This window comes from Flavobacterium sp. 270 (genome assembly GCF_004368785.1).
Taxonomy (GTDB): Bacteria; Bacteroidota; Bacteroidia; order Flavobacteriales; family Flavobacteriaceae; genus Flavobacterium.
The window spans coordinates 970,997-995,782 of the sequence record NZ_SODM01000001.1; the positions used below are offsets into that span (position 1 = coordinate 970,997).

Below are 24,786 nucleotides of genomic sequence, written 5' to 3' on the forward strand. Positions count from 1 at the left end.
AATTTATTCTGATCCTTATAATTGCTCTATATGAAAAATCCAGATAAAATATTAACAAATATTCATAACAGACAATATCCGCTGCCAAAGAAGAAATGGAAATATTTTCAGCAATGGCATAAAACCATTTTTGTACATTGGGAAGTGCCTGTTTACTTTTTAGAAGAATATATTCCAGAGGGAATTGAATTGGATACTTATCAAAACATGGCCTGGGTTTCTCTGGTAGCTTTTGAAGTAAAAAATATGAGATTGAGAAACCTTCCTCCTTTCCCTTTTATATCTAATTTTCACGAAGTAAACCTAAGAACATATGTTATTAAAGATGATAAACCTGGTATTTATATGTTTTCAATTGAAACAGACAAACTAGCTGAAGTCTTACTTACACGAATATTTATTGGACTTCCCTACCAAAAGTCTAAAATAAAGAGAACATCAAGTCGGTTTGTTTCTAATAATAAAACGCTAAAACAAAATCTGGATCTTACAATTGGAAAAATCAGACCTCAAAAAGAAAAAACGGCATTAGACTTCTGGCTTACTGAAAGACATGCCCTGTATGATTATACGTGCAATAAACTCTTCAGGTTTGATATACATCATACACAATGGGACCTACAGGAATTGGATGTTACTGTAAATGATATTTGTTACAAAGCAGGAAAATATAATACCAGCATCTTGCCGGACAAAGTTCAATATGCGGAAAAGACTGATGTGGTTTTATGGGGAAAGGTTGCCATCTAGCATAAAAATAAATCCAAGGATCTATTTAATTATTCAAATAAAAAATCCTTCGCTTGTACCAACCTTTACAATGAGACCATTATATGGCTGGTATAAATTAGTTATAGGACATAACTGAAAAACCGATAGAATTCAACTCCACCAGCAGATCGGAAGATGTGAGTATGGACAGCCGCCTGCCGTACCGGCAGGAACATAAAATTAGCCTGACCAGATTAAGATTAACAATTAGGAAGTTTTTTTATTTGATTGTTGTGGGCCAATTTGCATCTATCCAAAACAGGGCTGATCAGCAGCCCTAGCCCCGATGGAAGTGAAAATCCTTTTGTGCCGGGGCTGGGCACAAAAGATTGCAGCGTATAGCGGGAAAAAGCTCCTAAAAATAATATTAGACCTCAAAAACAGTAGTATATACAATTGACCCGGGCCTGGGCACAAAAGATTACTTCACCGGTCAGTCGGCGCTCCGGTACAGCGTATAGCGGCAAGAGAGCCCCTAAAAAATGATATGACCGCTCTGGGTTTATTTCAAGAATCTCTGTTGCTCAATATGATGGGCAATGCCCTCTTTGGGATGGAAACCATCATCAAAAATAAATCATTGCTGCAAAATTCTGATTATTCCACAGCGCTGTAAAATTTTTATATTGGAATTATGAAACAATCTTTTATATTTACGTAACACCTTAAAACTGAATTAAAGATATTTTCGTTCTAATCTAAACTCACCCACCAATGTATGATAACCTTATACTTTTGAAAGACATTGTGGATAATACCCCTCTGCCTATAGCTGTTTATACCGGAGAAGAACTCCGGATAGCACTGGCCAACCCTGCCATGATCAAAACCTGGGGGAAAGGAGAGGATGTAATGGGGAAAAATTATCTCGAGATCCTTCCCGAAATTGGAAATCAGCTGATCTTTGACCAGGCACTCGGCGTATTTAAAACCGGGACTGCTTTTCATGCCAAGGACAAAAAGGTAGAGCTGATCATTGACGGGGTTTTAAAAACTTTTTATTTCAACTACAGCTTTATCCCCCTTTTTGACGCCCAGAAAAACATCTATGGCGTAATGAATACCGGTGTGGATGTAACGGACCTGCACCAGGCCAGAGAGCAGGTGCAGAATTCAGACCATTGGCTGCGTATGGCCGTCGGCTCCTCGGGCATGGGAACCTACCAGATCGACCTTGCGAGCAAAAAAATCACAACCTGCGGCAATTTCAATATCATCTGGTCCATAGAAGGGGAAGTTACCAATGAGCAGCTTATTGCCAGACTGCATCCCGAGGACCAAAAACTCCGTGAAGAAGCGCACCAGCAGGCGCAGACAACGGGAAAAATATCCTACGAGGCCAGAATTGTACATGATGACGGCTCTCTTCGCTGGGTAAAGATAGACGGCAAAATCATCAAGGATGAAAATGGAAACCCCACCACCATCATTGGCATTGTTCAGGATATCCACGAGCAGAAAGCCTTTGAGCAGGAGCTCAAAAGACAGGTTGCCCAAAATACAGAGGAGCTGCAAAGATCCAATGATGACCTGCTGCATTTCGCCGGAGTGGTGAGCCATGACCTTAAAGAGCCTGTGCGAAAAATAAAAACCTTTAACAGTCTTCTCAGAGGAGAACTGCAGACCCTTTTTAATGAAAATGCAGAAAAGTACCTGGATAAAGTAGATCAGTCCGCCCAGAGAATGCAGACGATCATCGAAGGCATCCTTGCCTACTCGACACTGGACAAAAGAGCACAGCCTGTTGAGGAAATAAACCTTGACCTGGTCATTGAAAATATCAAAACCGATCTGGAACTGATCATAAATGAAAAAGGAGCCATTCTGGTGATAAGTGAGCTTCCCCAGATCCAGGGGGCGCCTATCCTTATCCACCAGCTTTTTTACAACCTGATACATAACGCGCTGAAGTTCTCAAAAGCCGATGAGCCGCCGCGGGTGATCATCACTTCTACTATTATAAACAATCCACAAGGCATTGAGGTGCTGGAAATAAAAATAAAGGACAACGGCATTGGACTGGATCCCGTTTTTGCCGAGAAAATATTCACGGCCTTTGAAAGGCTGCACTCCAAGGACGAGTTCGAAGGAAACGGTCTCGGACTTGCCCTGTGCCGAAAAATAGCCAAAAGGCACAATGGTTCCATTACAGCTGGCGGGGAGAAAGACAATGGCGCTGAATTTACAGTGACCCTTCCTTTAAAACAGGCAGATGATTATATTTAGAAGCTTTTAAATAAATTAAAAAATTCCCATCGCCTATACTGCTTTTCAAATTGTGAATTTCAATTTGCAGATCATTCAACATATACTAAAAAGTTTTTAAGTAAACATAAAATGGAAGATTATGTTTATGGACAGCCCGCCCTGTACTTAATTGTATCTGGCGGGTTTATCAAAAATGGGCTCCTCAGCAGCCCCAGCCCCGATAGAAGTGGAAATCCTTTTGTGCCGGCGTTCGTCGCAAAAGATTGCTTCGCCAGTTCGCATGCGCTCGGGTGAAACGTATAGCGGGAAGAGCTCCAAAAAGACAGCATTATTTTCCCACAGCAAAACAAAGATTCCCTAATGCCCAAAAAAAAAGCTCTTGGATGCATTTCGATGTGCACAACCATGATGCTGGCTGCAGAAACCACTGATCTATCGTTTTTCCCACAGCCGCACGTTTTATAAAGTTCCCGATCAGCCGCCTCAAACCAAATTAAAAGAACTTTCCTGTTTTCTTCCATAATGCAAAAAAATAGCTTGATCAAATACAAATAGAATTATTTATTTAAAAACACAAAGCCCAATTCAATTGGGCATTATATCTGAATAACATCACAGCATCTGGATAAATTGTCCCGGCATAAAAAAACAGATAAGAATCCCAGATAAAAAACCACTACCTTTAAATCAGCGAACAGTAATCGAAAATGGATAGATTTTTTGAAAAATTAACCTCTCATCTGGCAAAAAATCCCAGACGACTTTTCTTAATTGACTCTGCGGGGGCTCTGCTAACCGCTGTGCTGCTCTGTGGAGTGCTTTCAAATCTAAGCCCCTATATTGGCATGCCCAAGACAACACTGGATTTACTCTTCTCCATAGCGGCTTGTTTCTGGCTTTACTCATCGGTCTGCTTTTTATTTTTAAAAACACAATGGACGCTTTACATCAGACTAATTAGTTTTGCCAATTTACTGTACTGCGCGCTGACCATTGCCTTTTTATTCATTCATTACAACAAGCTTACAATTCTTGATTTTACATACTTTTTAACTGAAACAGCAATCATCTGCCTGCTTGTTTATACAGAGCTTAGCGTATCGGGAAAAATTCTAAACAAGCGGTAATGGCAGTCAAATTATCTCGCGCCGTAAACCCCGCCTTTAAAATTAGCATTACATTAACGTTTGGTTTTTCCCAGAAACCCCTTTGAAGAGGTAACTTTGCGATTCTACAATACAATTTAGTAAAATGTTCAAAAAACAATTCGTAAAGGCCAAAAACCTGCTGATCTGGGGACAGGAAAAATTAACCAAAAAACAGTTTATTTTTCTCTCCAGTGTCCTTATCGGAATTATTTCCGCCTTTGCCGTGATCTTCTTAAAAGCCTTTGCGCACTGGGTCTATTCTTTTGCAACCTATATCAACGGCACCTTAAAGCTGAGTTTTATAAACAGCATCCTGCCGGTTATTGGTATCCTTTTAACTGTTTTTGTGGTGAAAAGAGTACTCGGTGGCACCCTGGAGAAAGAGACTTCACAGATTTTATATATTGTGGCCAGAAAAGCCAGCATTATTCCCAAAAAACAGATGTATGCCCAGATTATCACCAGCTCGCTCACCGTAGGGCTTGGAGGATCTGCAGGACTGGAAAGCCCCATTGTGATCACAGGCGCCGCTTTTGGCTCCAATTTTGCCCAGCAGTTCAAGTTAAGCTACCAGGAACGCACGCTGCTCATTGGCTGCGGTGTGGCCGCCGGTATAGCGGCCGCCTTTAATGCGCCGATTGCCGGGGTGCTCTTTGCTATCGAGGTGCTGCTGGTGGATGTCACCATTTCGGCCTTTACCCCTATTATGATTGCAGCTGCCACCGGAACACTGGTTTCCACCATAGTGCTTAATGAGAATATACTGCTGACCTTCAGGGAAAAACAGACTTTTGATTACCATAATATTCCCTTTTACGTCTTGATGGGGCTTTTCACGGGTTTTATTGCTGTTTTTTACGCCCGGAAATTTTTAAAAACCGAGCACTATTTTGCCCATTTAAAACTTGGCATCTATAAAAAAGCGCTAATCGGAGCCTGCGTTTTAGGACTGATGATCTTTATATTTCCCACTCTTTTTGGTGAAGGGTACGAAAGCATTAAAACCCTGGCCGATAAAGAGCCCGGAAAACTTCTGGAAAACACGCTCTTTGGAGATTATGCGAGCAACAGCTGGGTACTGCTGGCCTTTGTTGGTTTTTCAATGATGCTCAAGGCATTTGCCTCGGGAATAACTTTGGGAAGCGGCGGTAACGGCGGTAATTTCGCCCCTTCGCTCTTTCTTGGATCTTACGCCGGATATTTCTTTTCCAAGTTTTTAAACCTTACCGGCCTTACTGATCTGCCTGTCAGCAACTTTACCCTTGTGGGGATGGCAGGGATCCTCAGCGGCCTGTTTCATGCGCCGCTAACGGCTATTTTCCTTATCGCTGAGATAACAGGAGGATACGATCTGATGATTCCCCTTATGATTGTAGCCTCTGTGAGTTTTGCTGTTTCCAAGCGTTTTGAAAAACACTCGCTGGATGTAAAGAACCTGGCAAAAAAAGGAAATGTTTTTACCGGCAACAAGGATACCAATATCCTGTGCACCCTTGAAATTGAAGACCTTGTAAAAAAAGATTATCTTACTGTAGAGAGCAGTCAAAACCTTGAAAATGTTGCCGATCTTCTCGCGCACTCCGATCAGGTTATTTTTGGGGTTGTAAACGGTGAAAATGACCTGCAGGGACTGGTGTATTTTAATGATATAAGGGAGGTGATTTTCGATAATCTCAAAGCGGAAAATATCCTGGTAAAAGATATAATGGTACAGCCCATTCAGACTGCGGACCTCTTTGACAGCATGCAGACCGTTATGAACAAGTTTGAAAAAAGCAATAAGGCCTTCCTGCCGGTGCTTAAAAACGGGAAGTACTATGGTTTTATAACCAAATCAGATGTACTGGAATCGTATCGAAACAGGCTAAAATCAATGATTTTTGAATAAAACCTTCCTTGTATAAGCATCACTCAAACTGGCTTTGAGCTGTCATTTGCCCAATTTCAATAAATAATTTATTAAAATTAGTCTTATCTTAGCAATGCATGCCAAAAATAAGGCATTACAAAGCCCTGCTAATTTTATAGATTATGAGAAAAATTACAGACCTGCTCAACCTTCGAGACGGAGAAGATGACAGGGTAAAAACCCTGGAAGCGGTAAAGAACAATATAACGTTCAAAGGAGCAAACCTTTGGATTTTAGCCTGCGCCATTATTGTCGCCTCGGTTGGGTTAAATGTAAACTCAACAGCTGTGATTATCGGGGCAATGCTCATATCCCCTCTTATGGGACCCATTGTGGGGGCCGGATTCGCATTGGGTATTTATGATTTTTCATTGCTGAAAAGATCACTCAAAAATTTACTGACTGCAACAGTAGTAAGCCTGGTGGTTTCGACCTTATATTTTTACCTTAGTCCCTTCAAGGATGTGCAGTCCGAACTGCTGGCCAGGACTTCCCCAAATATCTATGATATCCTTATTGCCTTTTTCGGGGGTGTTGTGGGAGTGATTGCCGTTACAAGGTCAGAAAAAGGCAATCCAATTCCCGGAGTGGCTATTGCAACTGCCCTTATGCCGCCCCTGTGTACGGCCGGTTACGGGATTGCCACCGCGCAGTGGACGTTTTTTTTAGGGGCCTTTTATCTCTACTGCATCAACTGCGTCTTTATAGGAATTGCTACTTTTTTAATCATTAAATACCTTAACTACCCGGCCGTTAAACAGGTGGATGAAAAACACCAAAAACGGGTAAAGTATACCATTGCTTTTTTAATAACAGTTATGCTCGTTCCCAGCAGTTATCTGGCTTACTCGCTGTACAGGGAGCAGCAGTTCAAAAAAAATGCAGATCTTTTCATTGAGCGTGAATTCACCAATAAAGGATATACCATAGTGTATAAAAAAACTGATTTTACCCCTAAAGCTAAAAAACTCGAGCTGGCTTTCCTCTCCAGACGGTTTTCTGAATCAGAAATAAAAGAGCTTAAAGATAAAATGAGCCAAAATAAATACCTGGCCGGCACACAGTTGCAGATCCGTCAGGACAGCACTGACCGCTTCAATGCTTTAAAGGGCGATATCCTGAGCCAGATTAAAAGCAGTGAGAATGAGATGAACGTCAAGGACGTTAAGATCATGCAGCTGGAAAAGCAGCTGAGAAAGAACAAATTTGACAATCGTCAGATCTTAAAAGAAACCAGGGCTTTATTTCCCGAGGTAAGTTCACTCTCCATCAATAAAAGCAGCCTTGTTAATCAAAAAGACAGCATTACAACGATAACGGCCGTTATCTATGACGGCGCTAAAACTCTAAGTCCGGCCCAGAGCGACAAACTCAAGCTGTGGCTCAATGAGCGCCTGCTGGTAAAAGATGTGGAACTTTTCAAGAAACATTAAGTATCCCCAAGCGCTTTTTCTGCTTTTTATTGTACAGGCTCAAAATACAAAATCCTGAAATACCGGCAATTGTAGAGGCAATGAGTATCGCGAATTTGGCTTCATTTTGATGCAGTGCATCTCCAAAGGAAAGAAGTGCTATAAAAATCGACATTGTAAATCCGATCCCGCCCAGCAGACCAAGCCCCAGCACATGCATCCAGGTAACAGACTGGGGAAGTTCGGCAATTTTCAGCTTGACCGACAGCCATGACATTATAAAAATTCCAATGGGTTTGCCTAAAAACAATCCAAGGATAATACCCAGTCCCAGATTACTGAAAAGCCCTGATATCATCTCAGATTCAAAGGTGATGTTGGTATTGGCAAGTGCAAAAATGGGCATGATAATAAAATTCACCGGACGGGTCAGGGCATGTTCCAGTTTTTCAAGAGCAGACTCCGTATCATCCTCAGTAGTGGGCAGTGTTATGGCAACAAGAACACCGGCTATAGTGGCATGAATACCCGAGTGATGAATAAAATACCAGATAACTGCTCCGGGGATCAGGTAAAAAAGCAGATTTTTGACACCCATTCGATTAAAGATTATCAATAGGACAAACAATGCCCCTGCATATCCTAAATAGAGAAAATTAAGTTCCGAGGAGTAAAATACGGCTATTACTAAAATCGCAATAAGGTCATCGACAATAGCCAGCGCGGCCAGAAATATTTTAAGTCCCGAAGGCACCTTACTGCCTAAAAGCGATAAAATCCCCAGTGCAAAAGCAATATCGGTAGCCATTGGAATCCCCCAGCCTTTGGCCGTATGCGGATCGCCGTTGTTAAAAAAGAAATAAATTAAGGCCGGAACCGCTACACCTCCCACTGCGGCAAGCACCGGAAGGGAAGCCTGGGCAAATGAAGAAAGCTCCCCTTCCACTATCTCCCTTTTTATTTCCAGTCCTACAAGAAGGAAAAAAACAGCCATAAGCCCGTCATTGACCCAGAGTAGGACCGGATATTTTAAATGCAGCGAAGAAGTATGGAATCCCAGTTCAAAATTAAGCAGTTCCTTAAAACCATCCGACCATCCCGAGTTGGCAATCAAAAGCGATAGAAGTACACAGATTAACAATATGATTCCACCTGCAGAGGAGGATCGGAAAAAATGAGAAAAGACCTTAAGATTTATGAGTTTTGCCATAAATACAAATTTAACCCTTAAAAAATTATTCTCCGAGCTTATTTTAAAAATTAATCAAATTTAGACCTATCATAACCATAAAATAAGAGAGGCAGCACATACGGTCAATATGTCGTCATATTCCGAACTGTTACCTGCTGGCCATAAATTTAAAAGCCCCCAAAGTCATTAACTTCAGGGGCTTTTTGGATAAAATTTATATTCAGCAGCTCAATTTGACAGAGGGCCTCTTACTGCAGATTTTGATTCAAGGCTTATACAGGTTATTCAAATACCTTGCCTTATACAACTTTAAAAATTGCTCTCTGGCCTTTTAGCCTTTCATATGCAGTTTTGTATGATCTTAAATATTCTGATGGAGCTACCCCGGCATGTTTTATAAAAGCCCGGTAGCCGGTCGTCCTGGATTTAAATCCTGAGGCTAAAATCATTTTTCTTTTTGGAAATTAGAATGCTTTCCAATTTTGCTAAATAAAAATGTTTTTCTTTAGATGTTAATTTTTCAAATCCCATATTTTATTGATCTAATATCCAAAGCAATACCTACCTCATTTAATCCAACTATCATCTGATCTCTTTGATATCATCCATTTTCCAGCTTTTGTCAAAGTAAGCCGCGGTTGGCCCGTAAAAACGCATGTAGGTAAACCAGTGTTTCCCTGGCAGGGTCTGTACCCAGTTTTTCTCTTTTCCTGCAGGCGCCTTTGGACCAAAGTACAGGTCAACAGAGCCATCTTCATTTTTTATCAGGTCCTTACGCGAAGACAGATCAGCATTTTTCTGAGCATTATCAATCAGACAGCGTGTTGCCGAATCATAAATGGTAATGGACCAGAAATTAACCGCCGGCGGATTGGCGGGAACATTCAGCGTGTAATTTTTTCCCCCGTCCAGCCAGCTTCCATTGCTGTCATAATAGGATCCCAGATAAGCCTGGCCCACATTGGGGATTTTGGTAATCATGGCTTTTGAATAGGTAACCGCCTCGTAGAAATAAGAAGTCCTTTCGAAAAACTCATCATAATTGTCAGCATGCTGCGAGGGATCTTTGATAATCATCACATAATCCCATTTTTTGTCCGGCCAGTGTTTAACGTTTTCAAAACGTTTATTGAATGAATTTGCCATTGCCATCTGCTGTCCTTTTTCGGCCGCAGCAATTAATATTTTCTTTTGGCGCTCGTCCGGATTAAATGGTTTTCCTTTCTCTATTCCGAGATTCCGGAGCCAGGCCATAAAAAAGCGATCACGATCTTCTACCGGCTCATTTTGCAAAATAGCATGAAGCCTTTCCCAATAAGCAATTCCGGCGGGCTGAATTCCGTACCATTTTTTACCCGCCGGCGGGCTCACGACTTTTGTCGGTGTCGGATTAGCACGCTTATCATACGGATAAATTTTCACCTGTTTTACCAGAGTTTCAGTGACTTTTGGATCAGGATCCAAAGCCCTGAATCCAAAAAACATATTCACGGTATTGCAGGGAACTATAAAATATCCTGCAGGTTTGAAATCTTTCATAGTGGGCGGCACCAAAATATATTTTCCCCCTTTTCCTTTGTCCGGCCCCATTTCTCCAATTACGGCCTGCTCGCGCTGCCAGAAATCTCCAAGTCCGCCAGCGGTATGCCCTGCTGGCATTTCAATAACCGTTGGCCCGTTTGCCGCCAGATCAATAAAAGACATTATATAAGGCGTTGTAGCATTTCCGGTCAGGATTCCCAATCGATCATTGTAGGTGTTATAAAAAACCAGGTCATTGCTTGATGCATTGAATGTTTTATAATGAATCTGCTGCCACTGGGCAAAAGCCACAATTGGCAGTCCCCATAAATAACACTGCGTGGCCTGCTGAAAATCCATCTCGTCAAACAAGGCTGGAATTGATTCTTTTGAAGGCAGTTCTCCATCCATTTTTATTTCATTTCCCGAAGATGTTTGAACAGTTGTCGATGCAGTGTTTTCCGTTTCGGGCTTTTTACATCCAATATTTAAAATCAATGCGCAAGCCGTTAAAATTAAGAGGCATTTACTTTTCATGATGATCATTTTATATGGTTAAGCATTATTTAATTTCTTGAATTGGAGCAGGAAACCATTTGCCGTCCAGCACCGGTTTTTTCGACACATACATACGCATGGTAAGCGCAAAACCTTTTCCTGCCGGGGTTGGCAGCCAATTGCTTGGGATGGCAACTTTGGGCAGGGAAGAACCCAGCCAGATACTCAAAGAACCATCGGCATTTTTCTTTAATCCCGAAACGTTGTTCAGATTATAGCGCTTCAGTTTATTGTCCACCACCCTGTAATCCGGTACGCTGTACAAAGTGACAGACCAAAAAGCATTGACCAACAAATCGGGAATATCATCTTTTGGAAATTTAATCTCATAAACTTTGTCCCCGCTTAATAATTCTTTTTTGGAATCTGTAAGCCCGACAAAATAAATGGCCTCTTCTATTCGGTTGGCCCACAAGCCCCCGTAATTGACAATAGCCCTGGCCATAATATCATCGCCAAAATTACCCGCGGCATACGATACGGACCAGCCTCCTTTTTGGGTGCCAAAACCTTTTGCGCCTTCTAAAAATGCAGGAATTGCTTTTGTTTTAACAACCTGATCAATACGCTCTTTTGCCTTATTACCAGTTTTGGCATACTGGCCAACCGCAATTGCTTTTGCCTGATATTCTTTGGCTTTTGGCATTGCATCAGATGCTGAATCGAGAACCTCCTGGACCTTATCAAAAATTTCACCGCCAATGGGCGCTTTTGGAGTAAAATCAGGAATGGTGAGAGGCGGTGCGATTTTAATACCGTCTGGAACTATAAAAGTAAATTGCTCCTGAAGCTTTTTGGCCGTGGCCGAAGTTCCTTTTAATTCTACCCTGGCCAGCATTTTTACTTTTTCCGATGGCAGTTCCACTTTTACAACATCTGAAGGAATTGTCGGATTTGAACCTTTTAGAACCAGAGCAAATTTTCCCCAAGGTGTTTTGGGAAAATTTCTTTCGTTAATATTGGTTATTACTTCTCCCCAGCCATCGAGTAATTGAGCGGTATAATAACGTCCTTCAATTTTAGGAACATTCAAAATAACAGCATGATCCTTATCAACAGCGATCCAGGCTTCCAGATAAGCGACATCCAGATTTGGGTTTACAAACTGCGCAGAGCCAAGCGGGTTGTATTTGATTTTATTATACCCTGCTTTCTCCACATTAATATCATGATTTTCCTGCTGGATTACCAGATATCTTCCGTACAGATACGTATATGCGTCAATGATATCCTGATCAGATGGAACTGCAGGCTTTTCAGAACTTGCAGCAGCAGTTGGAGATGTGTTTTCTTTCTTGCATCCAGCTGCGATAAAAACCACAAAAAGTGTAATAAGTATTTTTTTCATTTTGCTAAATTTAATTAGGTATCAAATTTTATATCTCTATTTTATCAAAAATCCTTTTCAAGGACTATAATCTTTTAGTTTTTTAATGACCAAATTATTGTGGAAATATAAAAGAGACAACAGCTCGGAGTCCCCAATCGGGTCTTATATTGGAATGACCGACAACTGGTATTAAAGGCATAACGGCAAATTGCATGGTCTGTCCGCCTAATTTTGTAATGGCTCCAACATTTGGACTAACGGTAATAAGGGTTGTTTTTCCCTCCCAGTTTTGGGTAATCTCTGATGTGATTCCTAAACTCGCCCCGCTTTTATAACTGTGCGTTAAAAATATCTGGGTATAAAACTGATTAAAATCAGCCCGGTTTTCATTTCCCGCCACAGACCATATCTGATTGGCTAAAAAACCAATAGAAAGTCCTTTTCCCTGATGCATCACCAAAACACTTGGACCAATACCAAATTTTTCGGTTCCTAAAAATTTTTCGGTTGCAGTCGGGACCAAAAAAGCGGGACCAAATCCCAAAATAATGCCCTTGGTTTTAGGAGCAAAAAAAGCAGTTACAGTGGCATCACTTAAACCAAATTCATGCATATTTTCTCCTGTTACATCCTGCTGGTCTACCACGGGAAGAATGTAGCGTGTAATCAGGTTTAAATTATCACTCAATTTAAAAGGAATAACAGGCTGGATATTGATTTGGTATTTTGAACCGTTATAGGGACCAATTCCGTATGTTAAATTATTCTGCAGGGGAACACTGATCAAACTTGCAACAGGATTGGCCAGTTTATCTGCCAGTTCCTGGGCACTTGATCCCGATTTTTCAGGTTCTTCCTGTGCTGCGACGGAATAAGGAATAAGATAAAAAAATGCCATTGTCGCTATAAGGTAAAAGTGATGTTTAGAAAATTTCATAGTTAATGGTTTTATGTCAATATGCTAATGGAACTTTACAATTATAAAGACGTTTGAATTTAATGGATTCTAATCAGTCTTCTTTTATAAAAGTAGGAAAAATTACAACAAACAAAACACAACTGATTAAAAATTAATGCATTAATTTTATATCTATGATTTTTCAATGAAAATATTTAACTAAAAAAACTAATAACTGCTTGTGGTTTTCCATTCTTTTAACAGCGTATTTTGAAAATAAATTTACAAGTTTTTTCTTTAAAAGAGTTGTTGCAGATTTTGCCACAAAAGCTAAGTCGGTTTTAACATCAAGAAGTTTAACGATTGCTTTTTTGATTCTTTCATTCAATCCCCAACGGGACATCCAAACCAAAATACTAAAGACATAGAGAGACGGACACCTACATCCAGAAAGCCAATCTCTTCAAATCGTCCATAAATTTTATAGAAATTTATCCTGTTCCTGTCACAAACAAGCCAAATGGCGCCAATTGAAGACAATTGGAGCCATTTTTTATAATCTCACTTATTTTTATTAGTCTAAAGAGCCGGGCTCTCCAGCCGCCCTAGCCCCGATTGCTTCGCCAGTTCGCTTCGCTCGTGTGCAGTGAAAATCCTTTTTTGCCGAGGCTGGTCACAAAAGATTGGAACTTATAGCGGGAAAAGCTCCTAAAAAATAATATTAAACCTAAAAATAATATTAACACCAAAACCTTTTACTTTGATATAGGTTTCATCCAATCTCCAACTCGCCCCCACTCTGCCTTTTCTCTTCTTCATCTCTGACTCAAGCAAAGGTGTAAACTTATAAACCCAGCGCTGAATAGCAGCATGATCAAGAGAAGCTCCTCGCATTTTCATGATCTCTTGAGCATCCCGATAGCTTAATGTAAACCTAAGCTTAAAATATACGGCCTGCAGTATAATAGACTTCGGATAGCAATGACCTTTAGTATTCATGAGTTTAAGAATTAAAATGGCAAAGATAAAACTTAGCTTTAGATGCGACAGAACCAAAATTTCATACTAAAAATTATTTCGGAAACAATTCGATTGTGTCCAAACTCATACATAATTGAAACAGATAAATAATCTTTCTTGAGATTCCATATTAACTTTTAAATTGTGTCCACGCAGTAATATACATATTAAAGAAATTGTTCACTTACTTCCACATAGTTTCTTCTGTAATTTGCTTAGAAACTTAGTTCATCTTTGTATTGTTAACGATTTTCATTATATTTGTATTCCATATACTTTCTTTCATATGAAACCTTCTAAATTATTCAGAAACGACTTCAAACAAACTAGATCACTTGTAGAAGCTGGAATAACCAGTGCCAAAAATGCTATACGTCAATCAAAAGCTTTAGATCTCCCGGTTACCTATATTAAAAATGATATAATTTATGTTGAGGATAAATCTGGTGTGAAACAGCAAGGTACTATTGTACGAAAAGAGCAGCCTAAAAATTTAATCAAAGGAATGATACTTCGTGCCAAATAATAAAAGAATACGCGTTTTTGCAGGTCCAAACGGATCTGGAAAAAGTACGCTTCAAAAAGAACTTTCCAAAACTTACTTTTCTGAAATTTTTGTGAATGCTGACGAAATTGAAAGAAAATTAAAAGACTTTAAGCTTATTGATTTAAATGATTATGGAGTAGTTGGATCAGAAGATAGTTTAGCTGAATTTAAAGATCTTCCAGACTCAATCTCACTGATAGAAAAAGCTACTGCTGATAATCATAAAATCAATATCACTGTAAATGAAAATTGCATTGTAGATTATTCAGATTCTAAGCATACTTATGAGGGTTCGTTTATTGCTTCCTATATTAGACATCTAATGGTTAAGCACAATAAATCTTTTGTATTTGAATCTGTTTTTAGTCATCCATCAAAAATTGCACAACTTCAAGATGCAATATCCAAAGGATATAGAATTTATCTATATTTTGTATGCATTGACAGTCCAGAGGTAAATGCAGCACGGGTTGAAGACCGCGTTAACAAAAATGGACACGATGTGGAATACTCAAAGGTAGTACAGCGCTATTACAGGACGCTTAAATATTTGCATCAAATATTACCTTTATGTTACCGAGCTTATCTATTTGATAATTCAGGAACTAAACAAGAATTAATTGCTGAATTATATCACAACGATATGAAAATTAAATCCGATAACTTTCCTAACTGGTTTTTGGATTATGTACTACCATATTACACAGCGGAATAATTATTCTTTATATTGATTTAGAAATATAAAACTCTCATCAGCGTTGAGAGAAATTCACTCTAAAGCAATTAAAATCTAAACACAAAAAATATTTTTAGTTTCTATACCAATTACCAATAGCAACGAATGTTAATTTATTTTTATAATTCTTTGAAATACTCTTGAAAGTGATATATTAATTGTGTCTACTAAAGATATTTCACTGATCTAAGCAGCTATTGTAGCGCTAATTAACTTTGGTAGGGGTACCTTTTTTGCAACAAAACTTAAGGCGGCTTTTACGAAATATTTAACCCGTTTAAGTTTTGTGGCAGAATCGTGGCACAATGAAAAAGTACAACCACAGCAAAATAAGGCTCTAAAAAGTTTAGGTTCGAAAAGTGTATTACGCTCCTTGAAACAGTTGAAATCGTGTCAAAGAAATGAATACTGAAAGGATATAGTATTTTTCTTTAGATAACTTATCACATGTACTAAATCTCTTTAATAATATAATGGAGTAATATAAGTATCCTTGCGGCCTATTATCCCCCTATTTATTTCGATTATTATTATACTTCAATACTTCTGATTCGATTTCCTGTATTGTTTTCTTTTTGCCTTTAGAAATCCATTCTAAAAGTTCTTCTTCAAAAAAGTACAGCTTTTTACCATATTTATAGCACGGAATTTTTCTCTGCCTTACAAGAGTGTAAATTGTAGACTTTGCTTTTCCTATCAACCGGCTCGCTTCTTCAATACCGATGGGAATACTTTTTTCTTTAGATTCATATACCTGCACATTCTGAATCAGAAGTTTGATCTCGGCAATTTCTTTCACTAAGTGAGCTACTGCTTTGGGCAGATTCTCAAAAGAGATTTCGTTTGTGTCCATAACTGTCGTTTTTAATAGTTATGGTGCAAATGAAAAAAGTGTTTCAGCTGTGTTGTTCTTCACAGCTGAAACACCTGAAAAACACGGTGCTTTATACCTGTTGGTATTTAAAAATCTGCAAGATCTTCCATAATCTTTATAAGCCCTTTCTGTTCATCATCTTTGAGATGCGTTTTAATGCTGTTCTGCTCGACATCTTTTAAAGCTTCAGCAAAAGTCAGCTTTAAAAATTGTGCTGCTCTGTCCTGTATGCTGGCTTTAAAACAATTCCAGATATTCCAGCCAAAATGATACAGATCCAGATTGGACAGATCTTTTACTTTTACTGGTTTAATTTTTTCAAAATTTAGGTCTTCAGCATATATGATTATATTGCTGCCCAATTGCTTCAAATCATCATCCGACATGTACAGCGCAAACTCCTGCTGTGCATAACGGATGGCTGTATCAATTCTGGCCTGTTTTTTATTTCTGGCTGCATTTTGCCGCTCCTCCCTTATCTTCTCAATATCAATGGTTGCATTTTTATTTTCAAGCATTTCGGGCTTAATTAAAGCATCCTGCAGCTCCTCTTCTATTTTTACAAGGTCTTCATTTGGAATGGGGCTTTCAGGCGATTGCTTTTTTTCAGCCTTCAAAAAGCGATTCACCAATCTCTCTGCCAAATCGTTTAGAAATAAGCTTAGAATTGCAAACATTAAAACTCCAAATCCAGTGCTGATCCAAAAGAAAACGCCGGCCGTATATTCATCGGCGCCTTTTTCCAGCAGCACCAGTCTTCCGATTGCACCGACAAAGACACAGACTAAAAAAACAGACAGGTAAACTGTAATATATTCGAAGTACTTTATTTTCATTGCGCTCTTTTCTTTAAAGATTCCAATTGTATTGCCTGAGAAGCTCTGTTTTTCTTCTCATCTATTACCTTGGCGTAGATTTGGGTAGTTTTTACGTTGGTATGCCCAAGCATTTTGCTGACCGTATAGATGTCTGTCCCGCTGGACAGCTGCAGTGTAGCAAATGTATGGCGGAAGCAGTGGAAGGTAATGTTTTTTTTAATGCCGGCAGATTCAACCCATTTTTTCAGAGGTCTTGAAATCCACGATGGGTCCATCAGATCCTCAAAAACAAGCTGCCCGGGAAGCCTTGGCTCTCCGCAGAGTTGCAAAGCCTGCTCAGAAATAGGCATATATTCGACACCCCTTGTTTTTTTCTGGGTGAAATGCAGTTTGGCCATGTCGTCTTCCAGGTTTATCTCTTTCCAGCGGAGTTTCTGAATGTCGGAATGCCGCAGGCCGGTAAGCGCTGAGAAAAGCGCGGCTCTTTTAAGGACATCTTTTTCGCAGGGCGTTTCAGCCAGCACGTTCAATTCTTTAATGGTAAGATATTCGCGTCTTGATTCCTGCTCAGGTATGCCTTTTATTTTTGAAGACAAATCAACGGTTAGATATCCGTCGATAAAGGCCTGTTTTAAAGCCGCTTTAAATATGGAAAAATACCTTGCTGCAGTGTTGCGGGAAAGTATTCCTTTTTTGCCTCCGCCGAGCGGCGCAGCCAGCAGAAACAGCTTAAAATCTTCCGCCATTCTGCTGTCAATCTGGGAAAACACCAGCCTGCCTTTGGAATAGCTTTTTAAAAACTCTATGGTCCGCTCCCAATTGATCATAATGGATTTTGAACTTCGGGCATGCCTTTTTGCTGCCACAGAGGCAATGTATTTGATAAAATCCTCTTTTGCTTTTTCTTTCTGTTCAGCCAATAGGTTCTCAGCATCACTGTACAGATCTGTATTATCATATTCTTTCTGCCTGATTTTACGCACTCCGTCGGCATAGAGCATAATTTCACGGTCGGTTTCGCTTCTGGTGATTATTATTCCGTTATCGCTGCGTCTGGGCTTATAGGATTTTATGCCCTGCGCATCTGTACGGGCGGTTCTCTGCTTGTCCCACTCCACGGTTTTTACGGTTCTGTTTAAGTATTCACGGATTCTCTGTGGCGTTTTCTTTCCGGAAACCTCAACAGGATAGCTTTCTATATAGACATACCATTCCTCTCGGTCTTCTGCTTTTCGAAGACGCACAGTCACCTTGGTTTTTGCTAATTGTTTCATATAAAATCATTTCCGTTATACAAGTTATCAATTTCGCTTTTTGGAGCATATACATGCTTTCCGATCTGCCTGGTAGGTATTGAATATTTCCTGATATGGCTGTAGACAGAACCTTCAGATATCTGAAATCTCTGAGCAATTTCACCAATCGAATAGCAGTCTTCTATTTCAAGACTGTATAATTTTTTCTTCGGTGGGCTTTCAGCCTGCTGCAGGATGCTTGCAGGGCCGAACATCTCTTCCATAACTCTGCGGTCTATTCTTATAAGGCGAGTCCCCAGATTAACTGAAGGAATTTTTCCCTGACCGACAAGCCGGTAAAGGGACTTATTGGGAATGCCAAAAAGCATGCCAGCTTCCGCGACAGAAATAAATGCCCTGTTCTGGGGTATTTTATCTACCAGCGCTTTGATCCCCACTTCCTTTTTAAGCCGTATCATCTTCTGTTTGTATGCTTTTTTACTGCATACATGCGAGCAGTAAACAGAAGTCACGGTTTTAGGCAGGAATTCTTTCCCACAATTAAGACATTGTTTATCAGATCTTTTCATAGTCTTTGTCTCCCATTAAGGTACTATAAGGGTACATAAGGGACACTTTGTCTCCCTTTAAGTGCCGGTACAAATATGGTACAAATATATGATAAAAAACGATTAAAAAACAGCAGAAACAAAAATGCATAAAAAAGAAAAACCGCTGTAAACTTTACGTTTACAGCGGTTTAGCACTTATTGTTAACTGATATTAATCAGTACTTATTTGACTTCTTCGAATTCAACGTCTTCAACATTGTCACCTTGAGACTGCTCTTGTTGAGGAGCCGCTTGTTGACCTTGTTCACCTTGAGCGTACATAGCTTCTGTAGCTGTTTTCCAAGCTGCATTGATGTTGTCAAGAGCAGTTTGAATAGCAGTTAAGTCTTGAGATTGGTGAGCCATTCTCAATTCAGTAAGAGCATACTCAACAGCAACTTTGTGATCGTCAGCAAGTTTACTTCCTAACTCTTTCAATTGACTTTCTGTTTGAAAAATCATGCTGTCAGCTTCGTTTAATTTCTCAGCTCTTTCTTTAGCTATTTTATCAGCATCAGCATTAGCTTCTGCATCTTTTTTCATTTTTTCGATTTCTTCAGCTGTTAAACCAGAAGAAGCTTCGATACGGATATCGTGAGATTTTCCAGTTCCTTTATCAGTTGCAGAAACTTTGATGATACCATTTGCATCAATATCAAAAGTAACCTCAATTTGAGGAACTCCTCTTGGTGCTGGTGGAATACCATCTAAGTGGAAACGACCGATAGTTTTGTTATCAACAGCCATTGCTCTTTCTCCTTGTAATACGTGGATTTCAACAGATGGTTGAGAATCAGCAGCAGTAGAGAATACTTGAGATTTTTTTGTTGGGATAGTTGTGTTAGACTCAATTAATTTAGTCAATACACCACCCATAGTTTCGATACCTAAAGATAAAGGAGTAACGTCTAATAACAATACATCTTTTACATCTCCAGATAAAACTCCACCTTGAATAGCAGCTCCAATAGCAACAACCTCATCAGGGTTAACACCTTTAGATGCTTTTTTACCGAAGAATTTCTCCACTTCGTCAGCAATTCTTGGCATACGAGTAGAACCTCCTACAAGGATAACTTCGTCGATATCAGATGTAGACAAACCTGCATCTTTTAATGCTTTAGCAACTGGCTCCATAGAACGTTTTACTAAAGAATCAGTCAATTGCTCAAATTTAGCTCTTGATAATTTTTTAACTAAGTGTTTTGGTCCTGAAGCAGTAGCTGTTACGTATGGCAAGTTGATTTCAGTTTCTGAAGAAGAAGATAATTCAATCTTAGCTTTTTCAGCAGCTTCTTTCAAACGTTGCAATGACATTGGGTCAAGACGTAAATCAATACCTTCTTCAGATAAAAATTCAGTAGCTAACCAGTCAATAATTTCGTGGTCAAAATCATCTCCACCTAAGTGAGTATCACCGTTTGTAGATAATACTTCAAATACACCGTCTCCTAATTCAAGAACAGAGATATCAAAAGTACCTCCACCTAAATCGTAAACAGCAATTTTTTGATCAGTTCCTTTTTTATCTAATCCGTAAGCAAGTGCAGCAGCAGTTGGCTCATTGATGATACGCATAACTTTAAGACCAGCAATTTCTCCAGCTTCTTTAGTAGCTTGACGTTGTGCATCGTTAAAGTAAGCAGGAACAGTAATAACCGCTTCAGTTACAGTTTGACCTAAATAGTCTTCAGCAGTTTTTTTCATTTTTTGAAGAGTCATTGCAGACAATTCCTGAGCAGTATATAAACGACCATCAATATCCACACGTGGTGTATTGTTGTCACCTTTTACTACACTATAAGAAACTCTTTTAGCTTCGTTTGTAGTCTCAGCAAAAGTATGTCCCATGAAACGTTTGATAGAAGCAATCGTTTTTGTAGGATTCGTTACTGCTTGTCTTTTTGCAGGATCACCTACTTTAATTTCTCCACCTTCAACAAAAGCGATGATAGATGGTGTAGTTCTTTTTCCTTCTGCGTTAGGGATAACAACTGCTTCGTTACCTTCCATTACAGAAACACAAGAGTTCGTCGTACCTAAGTCAATTCCGATTATTTTACCCATTTTTTATATATTTAATTTTTGATTTAATTTTTAAACTCATGTGGCATAAGTCAATCTTTGTGCCAATATAAAAAACCAAATAAAATTGTCAGTTTACTATTGGCACGCCAAAAAAATCTGCCAACATGACATTTTCAGAACCTGACAAGTGTGGCAAATCAGTGCTTTAGCTGTCATTAAAGAGCTGTTTCTTGTCCCGACAGCTATCGGGACTGATATCTTTTTCTTGCTAAAGGAATAAGAAAAAAGATGTAGCTGCCATCAGGGCTAGACAATTGTTTCATAAGAAAAATTATTATTACAAATAGTATTAAAATTAATACATTCGTAAAAAATAAAAAAATGAACCCAGAATTAGAAAGCCGTTTCGACGAATTTGATAAACCTTTAATTATTCGCAGAAAATTATTGCCATGGTGGATGAAAACATTTTGCTGGATATTTATGATTTTGAGTATAGTAGCGATTGGAGGATTACTTTCAACTCCATTTTTTCCTAATTTTCATCTATCAATCTACGGTTTTGAAACCAATACACCAATTTCGGGAATAGGGATTTTTATCATTGCCATTATGATTTTTAAAGGATATGCTGCATATTCACTTTGGTTCGAAAAAGAAAATGCGATAAACATCGGTAAAATAGACGCTATTTTAGGAATTGTTATTTGCGTTGCTTCAATGTTTTTTGCACCGCTTGCTTCTGGCCCGGAAAATAATATTTTACCTTTAAGATTAGAAATTCTGCTTTTGGTACCTTATTATTGGAAATTGAACAAAATAGAATATACATGGGATAATTTAGAAGAAATTTAAAGCAACACTTTAACTTAATAGTTTTATATAATGAACATTGAATTATTTTTAGATTTAGATTATGATAATCAAAAATCTCAAATCATAACTATAGAGATAAACGAAAACTTATCTATTGGAGAACTTTTATCTAAAATTCATAAAAAAACAAAAACAAATCCATATAGAGAGATCAAATGGGGTGAGAATGTGCACAAAATATCATGTAGTTATTATTTTAAATCTGGAACTGAATTTGGTAATTTCCAAATGATTAGTGATTTAGAGCAAAAAATTAGTGATTTTCCAAAAAATGGAAAAAATCAAGAATTAAGCTTATTTATAGATGAAAATTTTGGACTGGTTAACTAACTACAACTTTGATCATAATTTAAGTTATTCATGTATAGTTGAAGATTTAAAAAAAAAAAACACTCTTGTTCTAATAGAAAACTTTCCCTTATGTGATAATGATTTTCAATTTTTCATAGATACTATTGGAGTTTCAATTATAGAAAATAGAAATAATAATAGACAAGCTGTTTTTGATGTAAAAGTAGCTAGACAAAATTCTTTTTTCGAATCGATTGCAAACTCAAACTTAGCCTTTCCATTACATACAGATTGTGTTGATTTTAATTCAATTCCAAATTGTATAGCTTTTTTATGTGTAGAACCAGCTAGCTTGAAAGAAGGAACAAATAGCTTTATGTTCTTAAATAACGTTATAAAACAATTATCTGAAAATACAATTCAAGAATTATTAAATAAAAAATGGAAATTTAGAAATCAATCTAGAAGTATTTTAACAATTGAGGATGAGCAATACAAAATTTGTTACGACAGAATAACAATGGAATCTTTTTCAGAAATAAGCAAAATTGAAATAGATAAGCTAAATAAACTTGATGAACTTTTTGAAAGTAACTCATTCAATATTAAATTAAAAAAAGGCGATTTAATTTTGTTTAGAAATGATTTAATGCTGCATGGGAGGAACGGAATTAATATAAATTCAAATCGATTAATTAAAAGAATAAGGTTTAACATTGATTTAAAAACTTAAAGCAGGTAATATTATAAAATAAATAATCTCGTAAAAAAACTTAGTAAAACCCAAATAATGGAAAACTACAGCATCATAATCTTCATTCTAGCAATAGTAATAGGTCTTTCAGCATTCGCAGACAAAGCAAAACTGCCCTATCCTATTTTATTGGTCATCGTTGGCGTTGCAATTGGTTTTATTCCAACTATGAAAGAAATCGAAATTAATCCCGAGATTATTTTCCTGATATTTCTTCCTCCATTATTATATGATGCTTCTTTTAATATTTCTCCAAAAGATTTTAAAACCAACATCAATACCATTAGTACTCTGGCGATTTCTTTGGTTTTTATGACTGCTCTAGGAATTGCAGTTGCAGTACATTATATGATTCCAGAAATGACATGGCCACTTTCTTTTGTTCTTGGCGCCATTCTTTCTGCTACAGATGCCGTCGCAGCAATCAGTATTACAAAAGGCTTAAAAATATCTCATAAAACAATCACAATTCTCGAAGGCGAAAGCCTTATTAATGATGCTTCTGCATTGGTGGCGTATCGTTTTGCCGTTGCTGCCGTGATGGGTTCTGCGTTTGTACTCTGGAAAGCAACTGTCGAATTTATAGTACTGCTTGGAGGCGGTTTTTTAGTTGGATTTGTACTGGCAAAAATTCTGGCTTTTATACTTAACAGGGTTCATAAAAACACTAATGTTACCATTAGCTTTATGCTTTTGATGCCTTTTATCGCTTATCTTGTTGCTGAACATCTGCATGTTTCGGGTGTAATTGCTGTCGTTATTTTAGGATTAGGTATTGCGCGTTTTAGCAATAAAATATTTCCCGAAAGCCTAAAAAACAATTCAAAAGGACTTTGGGATTTAATCATCTTTCTTTTAAATGGTTTGATTTTTATTTTAATCGGTCTCAATTTTAGGTATATTTTAAAAGACATTCCTAGCGAAATGATTCTGCCTTACATTGGTTATGCAGCTATTATCACTGTTGTTGCCTTATTAATTAGAATGGCAAGAATATTTCTTCAAAAAATCAATCTTCAAAAAGCGTTTCAGAACGAAAAAGGAAGAAGAAAAATCAGCGAACATGCACTTTTAGATTATAACAACAGTATTATTTTAAGCTGGTCCGGAATGCGCGGTATTGTGTCGCTGGCAATCGCAATTGGTTTACCTAAATTTCTGGAAGACGGAACTCCATTTCCTGAAAGAAATGCCATTATTTTTATTTCTGTGGCAGTTGTATTATTAACTTTGATAGGACAAGGATTGACATTGCCTTGGGTGGTAAAAAAATTGAATTCAAAAGAAAATAATCAAATTTAATTTCTAAAAATTTCTACAATGAAAAAAGGAGTCTATTTACTAATAACAGTCTTAATTTTTTCTTCTTGTAAACAATCTGAAAAACAAAAAGAAACCGAGAAACCTGAAAGTAAACCGGAGCAAATTGAAATTAAAAAAGAAACCGTAAATAGTGATTCTATTAAAAAACATGACACTTTTAATGAAGCTATTGCCGTTGCAGCTGATAATTTAAAAACATTTATTCCGAAAGATTACGAAGCAATTAATGTTGCAAAAGGCGATCTTAATCTGGATGAATTTAATGATGTAATTTTAGTTTTGCGAAAATCAACTGAAGAAACCACCTCAAATTATAATGAAAACAAACCTGATAAAAGGCCTTTATTAATTTTATTAGGTCAAAAAAATAATACTTATAAATTAGCTTTTAAAAACGATAATGCCGTTTATTGTATTGACTGTGGCGGTGTATTTGGAGATCCGTTTACAGGAATCTCCATTAAAAAGGGCTTTTTTTCTATTGAACATGGAATTTCGGGAGGTCATCATTGGGAGAATATTAGTACTTTTAAATATAATAAGGCTAAAGAAAATTGGTTTTTATACAAAGATCATTATCTAAATTACGTTTTAAACAGTGATACGAGTGACAATGCCGAAGCTTTAGTGGTTGATGTTGACAAACTTAAAACTGTAAAAGATTTTGGCGAAATTTCATTTCAGAATTTTAATATTTATAATGAAGAAGGATATTAATAAACTAAA

The 24,786-nt window shown here is 37.9% G+C and carries 22 protein-coding genes; 12 read left to right on the top strand and 10 right to left on the bottom strand.

Translation table 11 applies throughout. The features are described 5' to 3' along the window. The first annotated feature begins 30 nt into the window (after positions 1 to 30). From EV144_RS04170 to EV144_RS04190, 5 genes are all read left to right on the top strand, one after another. Positions 31 to 750, top strand: a complete 720-nt coding sequence (locus EV144_RS04170) for a YqjF family protein (protein WP_133525710.1) — start codon at positions 31 to 33, stop codon at positions 748 to 750. A 735-nt stretch (positions 751 to 1,485) separates the two neighbouring features. After that, positions 1,486 to 2,997 carry an ATP-binding protein gene (locus tag EV144_RS04175; protein ID WP_134146409.1) on the top strand — a complete coding sequence of 504 codons (1,512 nt, stop codon included), beginning with the start codon at positions 1,486 to 1,488 and terminating at the stop codon, positions 2,995 to 2,997. Positions 2,998 to 3,686: 689 nt separating this feature from the next. Continuing rightward, the gene (locus EV144_RS04180; protein WP_133525708.1) at positions 3,687 to 4,106 is read left to right on the top strand and encodes a hypothetical protein; all 420 of its coding nucleotides are present in this window, start codon (positions 3,687 to 3,689) and stop codon (positions 4,104 to 4,106) included. Positions 4,107 to 4,230: 124 nt separating this feature from the next. After that, entirely contained in the window at positions 4,231 to 6,015 is a 1,785-nt protein-coding gene (locus EV144_RS04185; protein ID WP_134146411.1) for a chloride channel protein, read from the top strand. A gap of 143 nt (positions 6,016 to 6,158) precedes the next feature. Next, positions 6,159 to 7,469 (top strand): DUF389 domain-containing protein, encoded by a 1,311-nt coding sequence (locus EV144_RS04190; RefSeq protein ID WP_134146413.1) that lies wholly within the window; start codon positions 6,159 to 6,161, stop codon positions 7,467 to 7,469. Here the strand turns inward: EV144_RS04190 and nhaA are convergent. The 5 genes from nhaA to EV144_RS04215 all read right to left on the bottom strand — a co-directional run bounded on the left by nhaA (position 7,456) and on the right by EV144_RS04215 (position 13,946). Then, positions 7,456 to 8,658 (bottom strand): Na+/H+ antiporter NhaA, encoded by a 1,203-nt coding sequence (gene nhaA, locus EV144_RS04195; RefSeq protein WP_134146415.1) that lies wholly within the window; start codon positions 8,656 to 8,658, stop codon positions 7,456 to 7,458. The two genes, EV144_RS04190 and nhaA, sit on opposite strands and share 14 nt — an antisense overlap. Before the next feature lie 564 nt (positions 8,659 to 9,222). Then, entirely contained in the window at positions 9,223 to 10,698 is a 1,476-nt protein-coding gene (locus tag EV144_RS04200) for a DUF1254 domain-containing protein (protein ID WP_134146417.1), read from the bottom strand. Between the two features lie 25 nt (positions 10,699 to 10,723). After that, positions 10,724 to 12,067, bottom strand: a complete 1,344-nt coding sequence (locus tag EV144_RS04205; RefSeq protein WP_134146419.1) for a DUF1214 domain-containing protein — start codon at positions 12,065 to 12,067, stop codon at positions 10,724 to 10,726. Between the two features lie 94 nt (positions 12,068 to 12,161). After that, the gene (locus tag EV144_RS04210; protein WP_134146421.1) at positions 12,162 to 12,986 is read right to left on the bottom strand and encodes a hypothetical protein; all 825 of its coding nucleotides are present in this window, start codon (positions 12,984 to 12,986) and stop codon (positions 12,162 to 12,164) included. 669 nt (positions 12,987 to 13,655) lie between these two features. After that, the gene (locus tag EV144_RS04215; protein ID WP_133525701.1) at positions 13,656 to 13,946 is read right to left on the bottom strand and encodes an IS6 family transposase; all 291 of its coding nucleotides are present in this window, start codon (positions 13,944 to 13,946) and stop codon (positions 13,656 to 13,658) included. A gap of 307 nt (positions 13,947 to 14,253) precedes the next feature. Here EV144_RS04215 and EV144_RS04220 point away from each other — a divergent pair, with 307 nt between their 5' ends. Together EV144_RS04220 and EV144_RS04225 are read left to right on the top strand one after the other, a co-directional pair. After that, positions 14,254 to 14,493 carry a hypothetical protein gene (locus EV144_RS04220; RefSeq protein WP_133525700.1) on the top strand — a complete coding sequence of 80 codons (240 nt, stop codon included), beginning with the start codon at positions 14,254 to 14,256 and terminating at the stop codon, positions 14,491 to 14,493. Beyond that, positions 14,483 to 15,229 (top strand): zeta toxin family protein, encoded by a 747-nt coding sequence (locus EV144_RS04225; protein ID WP_133525699.1) that lies wholly within the window; start codon positions 14,483 to 14,485, stop codon positions 15,227 to 15,229. Before EV144_RS04220 ends, EV144_RS04225 begins: the two co-directional genes overlap by 11 nt. Positions 15,230 to 15,761: 532 nt before the next feature. On the opposite strand, the gene EV144_RS04230 is transcribed toward EV144_RS04225, so the two are convergent. From EV144_RS04230 to dnaK, 5 genes are all read right to left on the bottom strand, one after another. Continuing rightward, a complete protein-coding gene (locus EV144_RS04230; RefSeq protein ID WP_133525698.1) occupies positions 15,762 to 16,103 on the bottom strand; it encodes a helix-turn-helix domain-containing protein in 342 nt (113 codons plus the stop codon). A 107-nt stretch (positions 16,104 to 16,210) separates the two neighbouring features. Continuing rightward, a complete protein-coding gene (locus EV144_RS04235; protein ID WP_133525697.1) occupies positions 16,211 to 16,960 on the bottom strand; it encodes a hypothetical protein in 750 nt (249 codons plus the stop codon). Next, positions 16,957 to 18,216: a site-specific integrase gene (locus tag EV144_RS04240; RefSeq protein ID WP_133525696.1), complete on the bottom strand. Its 1,260-nt coding sequence runs from the start codon at positions 18,214 to 18,216 to the stop codon at positions 16,957 to 16,959. Before EV144_RS04240 ends, EV144_RS04235 begins: the two co-directional genes overlap by 4 nt. Beyond that, positions 18,213 to 18,767: a helix-turn-helix domain-containing protein gene (locus EV144_RS04245; RefSeq protein WP_133525695.1), complete on the bottom strand. Its 555-nt coding sequence runs from the start codon at positions 18,765 to 18,767 to the stop codon at positions 18,213 to 18,215. The genes EV144_RS04240 and EV144_RS04245 overlap by 4 nt, the downstream gene beginning before the upstream one ends. A gap of 204 nt (positions 18,768 to 18,971) precedes the next feature. Continuing rightward, positions 18,972 to 20,855 carry a molecular chaperone DnaK gene (gene dnaK / locus EV144_RS04250; RefSeq protein WP_134146423.1) on the bottom strand — a complete coding sequence of 628 codons (1,884 nt, stop codon included), beginning with the start codon at positions 20,853 to 20,855 and terminating at the stop codon, positions 18,972 to 18,974. Between the two features lie 342 nt (positions 20,856 to 21,197). Between dnaK and EV144_RS04255 the strand changes: the two genes are divergently transcribed. Genes EV144_RS04255 through EV144_RS04275 form a run of 5 tightly spaced genes read left to right on the top strand, consistent with a single transcriptional unit; the run spans position 21,198 to position 24,777 of the window. Beyond that, on the top strand, positions 21,198 to 21,671 hold the full coding sequence (locus EV144_RS04255) for a hypothetical protein (RefSeq protein WP_134146425.1): 474 nt from the start codon (positions 21,198 to 21,200) through the stop codon (positions 21,669 to 21,671). Between the two features lie 30 nt (positions 21,672 to 21,701). Next, positions 21,702 to 22,022 carry a hypothetical protein gene (locus EV144_RS04260; RefSeq protein ID WP_134146427.1) on the top strand — a complete coding sequence of 107 codons (321 nt, stop codon included), beginning with the start codon at positions 21,702 to 21,704 and terminating at the stop codon, positions 22,020 to 22,022. Further along, a complete protein-coding gene (locus EV144_RS04265) occupies positions 21,997 to 22,716 on the top strand; it encodes a TauD/TfdA family dioxygenase (protein WP_134146429.1) in 720 nt (239 codons plus the stop codon). The genes EV144_RS04260 and EV144_RS04265 overlap by 26 nt, the downstream gene beginning before the upstream one ends. Positions 22,717 to 22,773: 57 nt before the next feature. Next, on the top strand, positions 22,774 to 24,039 hold the full coding sequence (locus EV144_RS04270) for a Na+/H+ antiporter (RefSeq protein ID WP_134146431.1): 1,266 nt from the start codon (positions 22,774 to 22,776) through the stop codon (positions 24,037 to 24,039). Between the two features lie 18 nt (positions 24,040 to 24,057). Beyond that, positions 24,058 to 24,777 (top strand): hypothetical protein, encoded by a 720-nt coding sequence (locus EV144_RS04275; protein WP_134146433.1) that lies wholly within the window; start codon positions 24,058 to 24,060, stop codon positions 24,775 to 24,777. Positions 24,778 to 24,786 lie beyond the last annotated feature (9 nt).